Source organism: Lysobacter sp. K5869, from assembly GCF_018847975.1.
Taxonomy (GTDB): domain Bacteria; phylum Pseudomonadota; class Gammaproteobacteria; order Xanthomonadales; family Xanthomonadaceae; genus Lysobacter.
In genome coordinates, this window is the sequence record NZ_CP072597.1 from 2,376,611 (window position 1) to 2,391,090 (window position 14,480).

The following is a 14,480-nucleotide window of genomic DNA, read 5'->3' on the forward strand; positions in this document are numbered from 1 at the left end:
CCTTTGAAGGAACGCGCCGGACGACCGGCGCGTTCCGCACCGCGCACTCGCCGCGTTGCGCGCGCACATCCCTTCGTGCGCGCAGCGCCGCGATGCCGCGGCCGCCGGGAGCGGCCGCGCTTTGTTCTCTCCCCGGTCCGCCGCGCGCGTCGCGGCGTGGCGGCGGCGCGCCCGGCGCTCGGGGCCGCGCCGCCGCCGGCCGGACTTTTCCGCGCCGCATCGCGGCGCGCGGAGCCGTCGCATGCCGTGGTTTTGCTTGCGTTCCTGGACGCGTTGCCGGCGCGGGCTGTGGTGCGCGCTGGCGCTGCAGACCGCGCTGGTCAGCGCGGTGGCGGTGTCGTCCGACCGCGACTTGCTGCGCGCCGAACTGTCGCGCGCGCAGCCGCGGATTCCGGCCTCGCGCTGAGCGCGGCCGACGTTTTCCCGTTGCGCACCATGGGCCCGTGCCCCCGGGGCCCGGCGGCCGTTCGCTGGCGGCCGTAGTGCGTTGGCGGGGCGTCGCGTGGCGGCCTCCACTCGTGGATGGAGGCCGCTCCGCGGCGTTTTCTCCGCGCCGGCGCGCCCGCGCCGGCGCTTTCTTCGTTCATCGCAGGAGTCTTCGCCATGGTCCGCTTCTCCGTACGTCTCGCCGCCGCCGCGCTCGCGCTGGCGCTGTCTTGCGGCGCTTTCGCCGCCGCGCCCAAGTTCCAGATGCCGTTCCCGTGCAAGCAGGTCTGGCACGGCAACACCCGCGAGAACCACAGTCCCAAGCTGGCGGTCGACCTGAGCCGCGCCAACGGCGAGGGCGACAAGGTGGTGGCCGCGGCCAAGGGCACGGTCAGCAAGGTGCGCAATATGGGCAACCGCAGCTACGGCAAGTACGTGACGATCGATCACGGCGGCGGCTGGAGCACGCTGTACGCGCATTTGAATTCGTATTCGGTCAAGGTCGGCGACCGGCTCGAACAAGGCCAGGGCCTGGGCACGGTGGGCAACACCGGCGGCTCGTTCGGCGCGCACCTGCATCACGAGCAACTGCTCAACGGCGCGCTGCAGAAGATCAAGTTCGACGGCCGCACGATTCATTACTACGACGGCCGCGACCGCTACACCGACTACAAGAGCGCCAACCGCTGCCCGTGAGCGCGCGGCGCGCGCGTCGATAGGCCGAAAGCCACATCACCGCGCGCGCCGCGGCGGTTACGATCCGGGCATGAGCCTGCGCCGTTATCTGCAATTGGATGTGTTCGCCCACCGCATCGGCGCCGGCAATCCGCTGGCGGTGGTGTTCGATGCGCAAGGGTTGGACGATGCGGCGATGCAGTCGTTCGCGGCCTGGATGCATCTGCCGGAAACGGTGTTCCTGCTGCCGCCGGACGCGGGCGCGGACTATCGCGTGCGCATCTTCACCCCGACCCGCGAACTCGATTTCGCCGGGCACCCCAGCGTCGGCGCGGCCTGGGCCGTGCTCGACGCGCGCCGCGTGGCGGCCGGTTGCGAGGCGATGGTGCAGCAATGCGCGGCCGGCCTGCTGCCGGTGCGGGTGGCGCACGATGCGACCGGGCCGCGGGTGTCGGTGCGCACGCCGGCGGCGAAGCGCTTAGGCGTCGAACCCGACGCCGCGGCCGTGCGCGCGGCGCTGCACGGCTTGCCGCTGGGCGAACTGCGGCCGGCGTTGTGGGACAACGGCGCGCGCTGGTGGCTGGCCGAGGTCGCCGACGCGCGCGCCTTGCGCGAGCTGCGGCCGGATCTGGCGGCGATCGCCGCGCTCGGCGGCGACGCGCTCGGGCTGGCCTTGTTCGCGCCCGGCGACGTGGCCGGCTGCGCGCGGACCGTGCGCGCGTTCTGCCCGGGCGACGGCTTCGCCGAGGATCCGGTCACCGGCAGCGCCAACGCGGCCGTCGCCGCCGCCTTGCTGGCGGACGGACGGTTGCGCGCGGGCGAGAGCTATAGCGCGAGCCAGGGGCGCGAGGTCGGGCGCGACGGACGGGTCGAGCTGCGCGTCGACGAGGACGGGGCGGTCTGGGTCGGCGGCCGGGTGCAGGCGGTGATCCGCGGCAGCGTGGAGTGGTGAGCGCCGGATTTGCCAATTTGGATGTGCATAATGCAAATGGCGGCGTTTACGTAATTGTGGCAACGATCGGCTAAATCGGCCGTTCGCGGCGGTTGGGGCCGGGCGGGAGCCGGAATTGCCTCGTGTCAGTCCCGCCCGCGCCCGGGTTTTCGATGACGGCGCCCGGCGCGTCCGCGGCGTCCGGAAACGGCGACTGAGTCACAATTATCGGTTGCGGTTTTCAGGATGGTGTACCGCGACCCGGCCGTACCGGGTTCGCGTGCCGCCGGCCTGTCCGGGGCGATCCGCATTGCGCGTTTCTGCGCGCCCGGAATGAACGAAAATCACCGTTTCTCACTGAAAACGCCGGCTATCGGAAATCTTCCGCGGCCCCGTCGGCGCGGCCGTTTTCATCACGCGTCCGTAACGATAAACAGGAGCAGCCTGTCCGCGATACACACGAGATTCGCACCTCGAAAGTGTGTTGTCGGCGCTTAGCCGGTGTCGCCCCCGAGACGCAGGCACGGCGGTCTAAACCTCAGGGCACGGAGCAGCGCAAGGCTGCATTCGGAGGACGTGATGGGCACCAAGGGCATTCGTAAGGCGCTTTCGTACAGCCTGCTGGCCGCGTGCATTTTGACGATCACCGTGGCGACGACGGGCTGTTCCGGCTCCGGCGGCGTCAAATCCAGCTTCAATCCGAACCCGGGCAGTCCGGGCGGCCCCGGCGAGCCCGGCGGCCCCAGCGGTCCGGGCGGCCCCGGCGATCCGGGCGGTCCTGGCGGTCCAGGCAATCCGGGGGGGCCAGGCAATCCTGGCGGGCCCGGCAACCCGGGTGGCCCGGGCAATCCCGGCGGACCCGGCAATCCAGGCGGTCCGGGCAATCCGGGCAATCCGGGCGGCCCCGGCAATCCGGGCGGTCCGGGCAGCACCTCGGCCAGCAATGCGGTGGGTTCGATCATCACCACGGCCGGCAATCTGGTGTCCGGCATCGGCAGCGGCGTGAGCTCGCTGGGCGCGCAGATTCCGAATCAGGCGCTGCTGGGCGGCAATAACCCGACCACGCAGGGTCTGGCCAAGGTCGTCGACGATCTCGGCAAGACCGTCAGCGGCCTGGGCAGCGCGACCAGCAGCGGGCTCGGCCAGATCGGCAACATCTCCAACCCGGTCGGCACCACGGTCGGCGGCGTCGACAACCTCGTCGTCAACGTCGGCACCACGGTCGACGATCTGGGCAAGACGGTCGCGACCGTCGGCGCGTTCCAGGGCTCGCCGATCCAGCCGCTGACCAGCGCGGCCGGCGGTTTGGTCTCGGGCGTCGGCGGCGGGGTCAAGACCGTCGGCGGCAAGCTCGGCGGCGTGCTCGAAGGGCAGGCCGGGCAGCAGCTGACCGGCGCGCTCAGCCAGATCGCGACGCCGGTGGCGGGCCTGTTGCAGACCAACGGCGGCAGCGCCGGCGGCAGCGGCGGCAGCAATCTGGTGGCGAACGCTTCGCGCGGCACCGGCGGCTTGGTCACCGGCGTGGCCGCGGCCGGCGCGGGTTTGGGCGGCGCGATCAGCGGCGCACCGGTACCGGGCGGCGCGGCGGGCGTGACCGGCGTGGTCGGCGGCGCGGTGAGCGGGCTCAGCGGCAATCTCGGCACGGTCGGCGCGGGCATCACCGCCGGGCTCGGCAATGCCGGTTCGATCGCCAATCCGGTCGGCGTGACCGCGGCCGGCGCGACCACCGCGGTGGCCGGCGTGGGCGCCACGGTCGGCGGCGTCGGTGCGGGCTTGGCCGGCGCGGGCGCGACGACGCCATTGGCGCCGGTGACCGGCTTGGTCGGCGGCGCGGTGGCCGGGGTCGGCGGCGCGGTGACGCAGGTCGGCACGGGGGCTACGGCGGCGGTGAACGGTCCGCTGCAGCCGGTGACTCAGGGGCTGAGCACGGTCGTCAACGGCGTAGCCGGGGCGACCGGGCTCAACAATCAAAACGGCGGTTTGCTCGGCGGCGCGTTGAACAGCGCCACCGGCGCCACCGGCGACAAGGGCGGTCTGCTCGGCACCGGCTTGCTCGGCAAGAAGGGCGCCAAGCCGTAAGCGTCGGTTGCGTCCGAGTCGGGTTGTGATCCACCGCGCGGGAACGGCCTGGGGCCGTTCCCGCCGCGGCATAACGACGTAGAGTGATTCGCGAGACGTCTTGCGGATGCGCGCCCGGCCTAGGGCGGACGCGCATCCCCTTTGCGGCGCCCCGTCCGCAGCGCGCGACGGCCGGCGCCGGTTGCCGAAGTTCGGTGTCGCCGACGACTTAAGGGGCCGTGCATGGGAACAGGGCTTTGGGGAAAGCGCTATCCACTCGCGCTGGCGGTGTCCGCGTATTTAGCAGCGTTCGTGTTCGCGAGCCCGCCGGCGTCCGCCCAAACCGCCCCGCCGCGATTGCCGAGCACCGGCAATCCGCTGCAGACCTTGCCGCAGGCGCCGCTGCCGAAAGGGCCGCCGAAGGTCGAGACCACGGTCGCGCCGCAGCAGAATCCCGAAATGGCCGCGTTTCTGGCGCTGCAGCTGACGCCGTCGCGGTTCGAGGTGTCCGGCGTCAAGTCGGTGCCGTTCGACGATGTGATCGCCTTGTTCAAGCCGCTGGCCGGCCAGCCGATCACCGTCGCGCAACTGCTCACCGCGGCCGACGCCTGCACCAAGCTGTACCGCAAGCACGGCTACGCGCTGTCGTTCTGCTACGTGCCGACCCAGGACTTCGCCGACGGCGCGGTGCGGGTGGTGGCGGTGGAAGGCTACGTGGCGCAGGTGCGCATCCAGGGCAAGGTCGGCGGGCTGGAGCGCAAGATCCGCGCGATCGCCCAGCGCATCGTCGACGACCGGCCGCTGCGGCAGAAGACCTTCGAGCGTTACTCGCAGATTCTCGGTTTCCTGCCGGGCGCGAAGATCGGCCTCAACGTGCCGGCGCCGACCACGACCGACGGCGCGACCTCGCTCGACGTCACCGTGCAGGCCAAGCGTTACGAGGCGACGTGGGCGCTGGAGTTCAACCATCCCGGCACCCAAGGCCTGATGACGCTCAACCTCAACGCGCTGACGCCGTTGGCCGAGCAATGGAGTCTGGCGGGGCTGTATCCCGACGGCCGCGGCAACGAACGCTTCTACAGCGCCGCGTACCAGCAGATGTTCGGCAGCGACGGGTGGATCGGCCGCGCCGAAGGGTCGCGCTATCGCGGCGTGCCGGTGACGCAGACGCCGCTGCCGGCGTTTCTCGATCACCGCGTCGAGCAGGACCGCTATGCGCTGAGCGCGCGCTATCCGCTGAGGCTGGAGAACGAACGCTCGCTGTTCCTGTCGCTGGGCGCATACGCGGCCGATCAATCCGACCGCTACCTCAACCGCATCAGCGGCGCGACCCTGGAGCAGCGTTCCAAGACCCGGGTGATCCAGGCCGGCGTGGATTTCTCCCAGGCCAAGAAAGACCGCGCGCGCCAGATCAGCCTGCAGATCGGGCGCGGTTTGGATCTGTGGGGCGCCAAGGCCGAGACCTTGACCAACATCGGCGGGCTGATCCTGCCGTCGGCCAGCGACGTCGCCTTCACCCGCTACACCTTGGGCTATGCGCAGAGCCGCGCGTGGAAGGACCAGCGCTACCTCGCGGTGCTGCGCGCGACCGCGCAGTACACCCGCGACCGCTTGCCTTCGTCGGAACAGATCAGCTTCGGCGGCAGCCGCTTCGCCCTGGCCTACGATCCGGGCGAAACCTCGGGCGACCGCGGCTGGGGCGTGGGTTTCGAGTTGAGCCGCAATTTCAAACCGCAGACGCGCTGGCTCAAGGCGGTGTCGCCGTATCTGGCCGTGCAGCACGCACAGGTGTCGCTGAGCGATGGGCGCCGCCCGGCGCCGAACCGGCTCGGAACCGTGGCGCTGGGCGTGCGCTTGTCGGACAACAAGCATTACAGCCTGGATTTCGCCTATGCCAAGCCGACGGCGGATTTGCCGTTGGAGACGGACGATCGCAAGCCGCGGTGGAATTTGAATTTTTCGTATCAGGTGCCGTGAGGGCGCTTGCGGCGTGAGGGCGCGGCGAGCGTGAGCGGCGGGCCGGCCGCTAAGGGCGGGCCGATGCGGGAGCGTGAGCGGCGATTGTGGTGGCGCGGCTGCGGTGTGGGGTTCGCGGTGGGCGTCGTGTCGCGGTCGCAGCTTGCGCAGCTCCTACAGGGGCTTCGGCCGGTTCGTTCCAGACTGTAGGAGCTGCGCGAGCTGCGACCGCGACACCGCGCTTACGACGAAGCTTTCCCGCAACCGCGCGCCGCCGTCATTCGTGATCGAGCAAGTGCTGCAACACCGCCTCGCCGTACCGATCCAGCTTGCTCGCCCCGATCCCCGGAATCTGCGCCAATTCGTCCAGATCGTCCGGCGCCTGCTCGGCGATGGCGCGCAGGGTGCTGTCGTGGAAGATCACGTAGGCCGGCACGTTCTGCTCGCGCGCGGTGGTCGAGCGCCAGTCGCGCAGGGCGTTGAAGCGCGCCAGCGCTTCGGGTTCCAGATCGACGACGACCGCCGCCGCGGCCGCGCCGCGCGATTTCTTGGCGCCGCTGCCGCGCGCGGGCTTGGCGGTTTCGCTGCGGAAGCGCAGGCTGCGTTCGCCGCGCAGGACCGGGCCGGATTCGGCGGTCAGGCGCAGCGCGCCGTGGCGTTCGATGTCGGCCTCCAGCAGGCCGCCGGCGACGAGCTGGCGGAACACGCTGCTCCATTGGCGCGCGTCGAGATCCGAGCCGATGCCGAAGGTGCTGAGGTCTTCGTGGCCGAAGCGGGTGACTTTTTCGGTGGTCTGGCCGCGCAGCACGTCGATGACGTGGCCGGCGCCGAAGCGCTGGCCGGTGCGGTACACGCACGACAGCGCCTTGCGCGCGGCGGTGGTGCCGTCCCAGCTTTGCGGCGGCTCCAGGCAGTTGTCGCAGTTGCCGCAGTCGCCCGGGTGCGGTTCGCCGAACCAGCCGAGCAGGCCCTTGCGCCGGCATTCGGTGGATTCGCAATAGCCCAGCAGCGAATCGAGCTTGCGCAGCTCCACGCGCTTGCGTTCCTCGCCGGCTTCGCCTTGCTGGATCAGCTGGCGCAGGCTCACCACATCGCCGAGGCCGTAGCACAGCCACGCGTCGGCCGGTTCGCCGTCGCGGCCGGCGCGGCCGGTTTCCTGGTAATAGCCTTCGATGGATTTGGGCAGATCGACGTGGGCGACGAAGCGCACATCGGGCTTGTCGATGCCCATGCCGAAGGCGATGGTGGCGACCATGACCACGCCGTCTTCCTGCAGGAAACGGCGCTGATTGGCCGCGCGCGACTCGGCCGGCATGCCGGCGTGGTAGGGCAGGGCGTGGATGCCGGCGGCGACCAGTTGCTCGGCCACGGTTTCCACGCGCCGGCGCGAGAACGCGTAGACGATGCCGCTGTCGCCGCGGTGCGCGGCGAGGAAGTCGAGCAGCTGACGGTTGCCGTTGTCCTTGTGGACCACGCGGTAACGCAGGTTGGGACGGTCGAACGAACTGACGAAGCGGCGCGCGTCTTCCAGGTTGAGCCGCTCGGCGATCTCGCGCTGGGTCGGCGCGTCGGCGGTGGCGGTCAGGGCGATGCGCGGGATGTGCGGCCAGCGCTCGTGCAGGATCGTCAGTTCGCGGTATTCGGGACGGAAATCGTGGCCCCATTGCGAGACGCAGTGGGCTTCGTCGATGGCGAACAGGGCGATCTTGGCGCGGTCGATGAGGTTGAGGCAGCGCGCGGTGAGCAGGCGCTCGGGCGCCACGTACAGCAGGTCGAGCTCGCCGGCCAGCAGTTCGCGCTCGATCCGCGCGGCCTCGTCGGCCGAGAGCGTGGAGTTGAGGTAGGCGGCGCGCACGCCGAGCTGGCGCAGCGCTTCGACCTGATCCTGCATCAGCGCGATCAGCGGCGAGACCACCAGGCCGCAGCCTTCGCGCACCAGCGAGGGGATCTGGTAGCACAGCGACTTGCCGCCGCCGGTGGGCATCAGCACCAGGGCGTCGCCGCCGTCGACCACGTGCTGGACGATCTGCGCCTGTTCGCCGCGGAACGCGGTGTGGCCGAAGACGCGGTGGAGGATTTCGAGTGCGGGGGACGACGACATGCGCCTAGTTTACCGGCGCGGGCGCTCGGGGCGGTCGGAGAAGCCCATGGGCGCGGGTCGGGTTTTTCGTGGCGCGGGCTTCAGCCCGCGGGCGCCGGCGCCGGGATCGCGCCGATCCGGCCGAAAACGCCGGGCCCAAGGCCGCGCCACGAAAAACCCCTCTCCCGGCGGGCGGAAGAGGGGTTTCGGGGGGCATCGGCCCGGGCGGCGCGCGCCGCGCCGGGCGGTTCGCGGCTTACTGCAGCAGCGAACGCAGCATCCACGCATACTTCTCGTGGGTCTGCAGGCGCTGGGTCAGCAGGTCCTCGGTCGGCGCGTCGTCGACGTCGTCGGCCTGGTCGAGTACCTTGCGCGCGGTGCGGCACACCGCTTCGTTGCCGACCACCAGCTGGCGTACCATTTCGCGCCAGTCGGCGGTGTCGGTCAGGCCCGGCTCCTCGGAGATCGAGGACAGGCGCACGAATTCGGCGTACGAGCCCGGGGCGTTGAAGCCCAGGGCGCGGATGCGCTCGGCGATCCCGTCCAGCGCGATCCACTGCTCGTTGTACTGGGTCTCGAACATCACGTGCAGGGTGTTGAACATCGGCCCGGTCACGTTCCAGTGGAAGTTGTGGGTCTTCAGGTACAGGGTGTAGCTGTCGGCCAGGAAGCGCGACAGGCCCTCGGCGATCTTCTTGCGATCGCCCGGCGAGATCCCGATATCGATCGACGGACCGCGCTCGACCGCAGCGGCCGGCGCGGCTTGCGCGGCGGGCTTGCCGGATTTGGTCTTGTCGGACTTGTTGGACTTGGCCATGTGCGACTCCTTGCTGTGCGGGGGTGGCGGACTCGGAGAATCCGGAACGGTTTCCGGACTTTGCGGCGACAATAGGCGCAGTCGCCGCCGAAGTGAAATGGTTTGTTTTTAGCGCTGCGATGCAGACGGTCTATCGATGAGCAATAGCCAACCCAATCAGTCTAAGCACCCCGACGCCAGCGCCGCGTTACGGCAAGCGCGGCGCGCCATCGACGGCGCGCTGAGCCGCGACCGCGGCCGCTTGCACGGGCTGTGGTCGCGCTGGAGCGGCAAGCCCGCCGACGGCGCCGCGCAGGACGCGTTCGCCAAGGCGCTGGCCGCGTCGGTGGCGCAGCGCGACGCGCGCGCGGCGGCGTTGCCGCAGGCGCCGGTGGATCCGGCTTTGCCGATCGCGGCCGAAAGCGAGCGCATCGTCGAACTGATCCGCAAGCATCCGGTGGTGGTGATCGCCGGCGAAACCGGTTCGGGCAAGACCACCCAGTTGCCCAAGCTGTGCCTCGCCGCGGGCCGCGGCGCCGCGGGGTTGATCGGCTGCACCCAGCCGCGCCGCATCGCCGCGCGCGCGGTGGCGCGGCGCGTGGCCGAGGAACTGAGCACCGAACTCGGCGGCGCGGTCGGCTATCAGGTGCGCTTCAACGAGAACGTCGGCGAGCGCACCGCGGTCAAGTTCATGACCGACGGCATTTTGCTGGCGGAAATCCAATCCGACCGCTGGCTGTCGGCCTACGACACCATCCTGATCGACGAGGCGCATGAGCGCAGCCTCAACATCGACTTCCTGCTCGGCTATCTGAAGCAGCTGCTGAAGAAGCGCCCGGACCTCAAGGTCATCGTGACCTCGGCGACTATCGACACCGAGCGCTTCGCCGCGCATTTCGACGGCGCGCCGGTGGTCAGCGTGGAAGGTCGCGGCTATCCGGTGTCGGTGCGCTACCGGCCGCTGGAAGGCGAGGGCGAAGGCGAAAGCGGCGACGGCCGCGCGCGCGAGGCGCGCGGCGGCGAGCGCAGCGTCAACGACGGCATCCTCGCCGCCTGCGACGAAATCACCCGCGAGGATCCGCGCGGCGACGTGCTGGTGTTCCTGTCCGGCGAACGCGAGATCCGCGACGCGCATCAGGCGCTGGAACGGCGCAAGTACCGCGAGACCGAAGTGCTGCCGCTGTACGCGCGGCTGTCGGTGCGCGACCAGGACCGGGTGTTCAACCCCGGCCCCAAGCGCCGCATCGTGCTGGCGACCAACGTCGCCGAAACCTCGCTGACGGTGCCGCGCATCCGCTACGTGGTCGATCCGGGCCTGGCCCGGGTCAAGCGTTACAGCCCGCGCGGCAAGCTCGACCGCCTGCACATCGAACCGGTCAGCCAGGCCAGCGCCGATCAGCGCAAGGGCCGCTGCGGCCGCGTCAGCGAAGGCACGTGCTACCGCCTCTACAGCGAAGCCGATTTCGAATCGCGGCCGCGCTACACCGATCCGGAAATCCGCCGCGCCGCGCTGGCCGGCGTGATCTTGCGCATGCTCTCGCTAGGCCTGGGCGACATCGAGCAGTTCCCGTTCCTGGAGCCGCCCGACAGCCGCGCGATCGCCGACGGCTGGCAGCAGCTGAGCGAACTCGGCGCGGTCGACGAGCAACGCAAGCTCACCGCCACCGGCCGCACCATGGCGCGGCTGCCGGTGGACGTGAAGCTGGCGCGCATGCTGGTCGCCGCCAATCAGCACGGCTGCCTGCGCGAGATGATCGCGATCGCCGCCTTCCTCGGCATCCAGGACCCGCGCGAGCGCCCGTCCGATCAGCGCGCCGCCGCCGACAACGCGCACGCGCTGTTCGCCGACCCGCGTTCGGAATTCGTCGGCATCCTCAAGCTGTGGGACGGCTATCAGCAGGCGCATCAGGAGCTCACCCAGTCCAAGCTGCGCGGCTGGTGCGAGAAGCATTTCCTCGGCTTCCTGCGCATGCGCGAGTGGCGCGAGCTGCACCGCCAGTTGAAGCTGCTGTGCGACGAGCTGGGCTGGCACAGCCGCGAAGCCTCGGCCGAGCCGATGGACGCCGCCGCTTATGCGACCTTGCATCGCGCGCTGATCGCCGGCCTGCCCACGCAGATCGGTTTCCGCGGCGACAAAGGCATCTTCGACGGCCCGCGCGGCCGCAAGTACACCTTGTTCCCCGGTTCGCCGCTGGCCAAGAAGCCGCCGCCGTGGGTGCTGTCGGCGACTCTGCTCGATACCGAGCGCGTGTGGTCGATGACCAACGCCGGGATCGAGCCGGATTGGGCGATCCAGGAACTCGCGCATCTGCTCGCGCGCCGCCATCACGACCCGCGCTGGTCGCGCTCGCAAGGCCGCGTGGTCGGCAGCGAGCAGATCAGCCTGTTCGGCCTGGTGCTGGCGCCCAAGCGCCCGATCCACTACGGCGCGCTGTATCCCGAGGAAAGCCGCGCGATCTTCGCCCGCGACGCCTTGGTGACCGGCGAGATCAACACCCGCGCCGGGTTCCTGCCGCGCAATCTCGCCATGCTGGCGAAGGCGCGCGAAGAAGAAGCCAAGCAGCGCCGCGCGGGTTTGGTCGTGGACGAGGAATGGATGGCGCAGTGGTACCTCGACCGCTTGCCGCCGCAGGTGCACAACGCGCAGGCGCTGGACGCTTGGTACAACAAGCTGGCGGCGAACGAGAAGGCGGCGCTGGAGTGGAGCGCCGACGATCTGATGATCGGCGGCGAGAGCGAGGCCGCGCGGTTCCCGCCGTATCTGCAGCTTGGGCAGGCCAAGCTGGCGGTGCGCTATCGCTTCGAGCCGGGCGCGCCCGACGACGGCATGACCCTGGCGGTGCCGCTGCACCTGCTCAACGCGCTCGACCCGGCGCAGCTGTCGTGGCTGGCGCCGGGCTTCGTCGCCGACAAGGCCGCGGCGCTGATCAAATCGCTGCCCAAGGCGTTGCGGCGCAACTTCGTGCCGGCGCCGGATTTCGCCAAGGCGTTCTACGAGGCGCATCCCAAGCCCGAGGCCGACGATTTCGTCGGCGCGCTGGCGCGGTTCCTGCGCAAGCTCGGCGGGGTGGAACTCGCGGCGACGGATTTCGATCCGTCGTCGATCGAAGCGCATCTGCGCATGAATTTGCGTCTGCTCGAATACCCGGCCGGCGGCGACGGCCGCCGCGGCAAGGGCGAGCCGACGGTGCTGGCCGAATCGCGCGATCTCGACGAGTTGCGCGCGCGCTTCGGCGAACGCGCCGCGCGCGCGTTCGCGGCGCGCGCCGCCGACGGCCTGGGCCAGCGCGGCTTGACCGCGTTCCCCGAGCAGCCGATCCCGATGTCGGTGCCCGGCGCGGCCGGCGTGCCGGCGTTCCCGGCGCTGCACGACGACGGCGACAGCGTGTCGCTGCGCGTGCACGCCGAACGCGAGGCGGCGCTGCGCGCGCATCCGCGCGGGGTGCGCCGGCTGCTGGCGCTGGCGATGGTGGAAAAGCTCAAGCAGGCGCGCAAGCAATTGCCGATCCAGCCCAAGATCGGCCTGCTGTACGCGGCGATCGAATCGGCCGCGCCGCGCCAGGAGCGCGATTCGCTGCTGCGTCAGGCTCAGGCCGGCAACGCGCAGGGCCGCGCCGCGCTCGATCGTCCGCGCGACGGCGACCGGCTGCGCGAGGATCTGGTCGACGGCGCGGTGCAGTCGCTGCTCGGCGAAGACGCCGAACTGGTGCAGGTGCGCGACGCGGCCGCGTTCGAGCAGCGCCGCGACGAGGTCGCGCGCAAGCTGTTCCCCGAAGCGATGGAACGGTTGCGTCAGGCCGAGGCGATCCTGGCGGCGGTGGCCGAGGTGCGCGCGCGCCTGGAATCGCCGCTGATGGGTTGGGCCAGCGGCAACCTCGACGACATGCGCGCGCAGTTGGCGCGGCTGACCCCGCCGGGCTTCCTGCGCGACGTGGCGACCTCGGCGCTGGCCGAGTACCCGCGCTATCTCAAGGCGCTGGCGATCCGCGGCGAACGCGCGCTGCGCGATCCGGTGCGCGATCAGGCGCGCATGCTCGAACTCAAGCCCTTCGTCGACGCGCTGGACGCGGCGACCGCGGCGGGCGAGGGCGGCGATGCGGGCTGGCAGGCGCTGCGCTGGGAGATCGAGGAACTGCGCGTGTCGCTGTTCGCGCAGGAGCTGGGCGTGCGCGGCGGCGTGTCGCCGAAGAAGCTGGCGCAGCGGTTGGCGGCGTTGCGTTGAAGTCGGAAGCGAGCGGGTAGGAGCTAGGAGATAGAAGGTAGGAGATAGAAGGTAGGAGATAGCGGAAAGCCGCTTTCGCTAACTCCTAACTCCTATCCGCTATCTCCTGTTTTCCGGCCTCACTCCACGCGCTTGACCTTAGCCTTCGGAATCTGCCCTTCGGCTTCCAGATACCAGCCGCCCATCATGCCTTCGCGGATCGTCACCTTCGGCGGCGGCAGCGGCTTGCCGAGGAACAGCGAGCCTTCGATCACGCGCCAGCGCTGGCCGTTCTCCAGCTCCAGCACGGTGCCGCTGGACCAGCCGCGGAACTCGCCCTTGAGCTGGCTCGCCACCGGTTCGACCGGGCCTTGCCGGTCGAGCAGGCCGCGGCGTTCGGAACGCACTTGCTTGGCGGTTTCCTCGACCACCGCCTTCTGATCCTGCGACAGCAGCTGATCGAGCAGTTGGATCTGCTGCGGCGACAGGGTGTCCAGGCCGGTGGCCTTGAGCTGCTCGACGCTCAGGCGCTGCTGCAGCGGGACATAGTTGCGCTCGGCGCCGTGCGCGGCGGCGGCGAGGACGAACGACAGGGCAACGGCCAACGGCAACGACACTCGCATGGGAAGAACTCCGGCGCTAACGGCGGAACGCTGAGGAAAGCTCCGCCGCGGGCGCGGCGGAACGCGAAGAAAGACCCCGCCGCGCGCGGCGGAACACGAAGAAAAGCCCCGCCGCGAGCGGCGGGGCCGCGGACATCACTTGACCCGGACCACCTTGGCGCGGGTGTTGTAGCCCTGCACCGACAGATACCAGGCGTTGCCGATGATGCTGGGGGTGATGCGCACCTGCGGCGACTCCAGGCTCACGCCCGGCAGGTCGGCGCTGTCGTCCTGGCGCCATTCCTGGCCGTTGTCCAGGACGAAGGTCTGGCCGCGCGAGAAACCGTCGAAGTGGCCGTTCATGCGCGCCACGATCGGTTCCTTGGCCGGGCTCTTGTCGAAGAAGCCGCGGCGTTCCTGCGCGCTCTCGCCCTTGGCCTTGTCCACCGCCTTGGTGGTCTCGGCGTCGAGGGTGCGGTTGAGCCAGGCGTTCAGATTGGACAGTTCCTGATCGTTGAGCTTGTTGAGGCCGGCGTTCTTGAACTGCTCGGCGCTCATTTGCTGTTCGATCTTCTGTTGCGCCAGCGCGGCCGGCGCGAAGGCGCAGGCGGCCAGGGCGAGCAGCAGCGGGGCGATGGCGAGACGGCGCGGCGCGATGGGGGCGATTGCGGACATTCGTACGGTTCCTCGGCTGTTCCTCGGGACGGATGCTCGCTAGTGTAGACGCTAGCTCCTCCCGCTTCTGCACTCCCCAC

General features: G+C 70.3%; 10 protein-coding genes. 6 read left to right on the forward strand and 4 right to left on the reverse strand.

Annotation, left to right across the window (positions count from 1 at the left end; genetic code table 11):
- The first annotated feature begins 241 nt into the window (after positions 1–241).
- From J5226_RS10190 to J5226_RS10210, 5 genes are all read left to right on the forward strand, one after another.
- Entirely contained in the window at positions 242–406 is a 165-nt protein-coding gene (locus J5226_RS10190; RefSeq protein WP_215839801.1) for a hypothetical protein, read from the forward strand.
- Between the two features lie 197 nt (positions 407–603).
- Positions 604–1,122: a M23 family metallopeptidase gene (locus tag J5226_RS10195; RefSeq protein WP_215839802.1), complete on the forward strand. Its 519-nt coding sequence runs from the start codon at positions 604–606 to the stop codon at positions 1,120–1,122.
- Positions 1,123–1,192: 70 nt separating this feature from the next.
- Complete coding sequence (locus J5226_RS10200; protein ID WP_215839803.1) at positions 1,193–2,053, forward strand: PhzF family phenazine biosynthesis protein; 861 nt, start codon at positions 1,193–1,195, stop codon at positions 2,051–2,053.
- Positions 2,054–2,611: 558 nt separating this feature from the next.
- Positions 2,612–4,111 carry a collagen-like triple helix repeat-containing protein gene (locus J5226_RS10205; RefSeq protein WP_215839804.1) on the forward strand — a complete coding sequence of 500 codons (1,500 nt, stop codon included), beginning with the start codon at positions 2,612–2,614 and terminating at the stop codon, positions 4,109–4,111.
- A 291-nt stretch (positions 4,112–4,402) separates the two neighbouring features.
- A complete protein-coding gene (locus J5226_RS10210) occupies positions 4,403–6,067 on the forward strand; it encodes a POTRA domain-containing protein (protein ID WP_215839805.1) in 1,665 nt (554 codons plus the stop codon).
- Positions 6,068–6,323: 256 nt separating this feature from the next.
- Here J5226_RS10210 and recQ read toward each other — a convergent pair whose 3' ends face one another.
- Both recQ and J5226_RS10220 read right to left on the reverse strand, forming a co-directional pair.
- Complete coding sequence (gene recQ / locus J5226_RS10215; protein WP_215839806.1) at positions 6,324–8,147, reverse strand: DNA helicase RecQ; 1,824 nt, start codon at positions 8,145–8,147, stop codon at positions 6,324–6,326.
- A gap of 235 nt (positions 8,148–8,382) precedes the next feature.
- Complete coding sequence (locus tag J5226_RS10220) at positions 8,383–8,943, reverse strand: Dps family protein (RefSeq protein ID WP_215839807.1); 561 nt, start codon at positions 8,941–8,943, stop codon at positions 8,383–8,385.
- Between the two features lie 136 nt (positions 8,944–9,079).
- Here J5226_RS10220 and hrpA point away from each other — a divergent pair, with 136 nt between their 5' ends.
- The gene (hrpA, locus tag J5226_RS10225) at positions 9,080–13,144 is read left to right on the forward strand and encodes an ATP-dependent RNA helicase HrpA (RefSeq protein WP_215839808.1); all 4,065 of its coding nucleotides are present in this window, start codon (positions 9,080–9,082) and stop codon (positions 13,142–13,144) included.
- A 119-nt stretch (positions 13,145–13,263) separates the two neighbouring features.
- Here hrpA and J5226_RS10230 read toward each other — a convergent pair whose 3' ends face one another.
- Together J5226_RS10230 and J5226_RS10235 are read right to left on the reverse strand one after the other, a co-directional pair.
- Entirely contained in the window at positions 13,264–13,746 is a 483-nt protein-coding gene (locus J5226_RS10230) for a hypothetical protein (protein ID WP_215839809.1), read from the reverse strand.
- Between the two features lie 135 nt (positions 13,747–13,881).
- The gene (locus J5226_RS10235; RefSeq protein ID WP_215839810.1) at positions 13,882–14,400 is read right to left on the reverse strand and encodes a hypothetical protein; all 519 of its coding nucleotides are present in this window, start codon (positions 14,398–14,400) and stop codon (positions 13,882–13,884) included.
- Between the last annotated feature and the right edge of the window lie 80 nt (positions 14,401–14,480).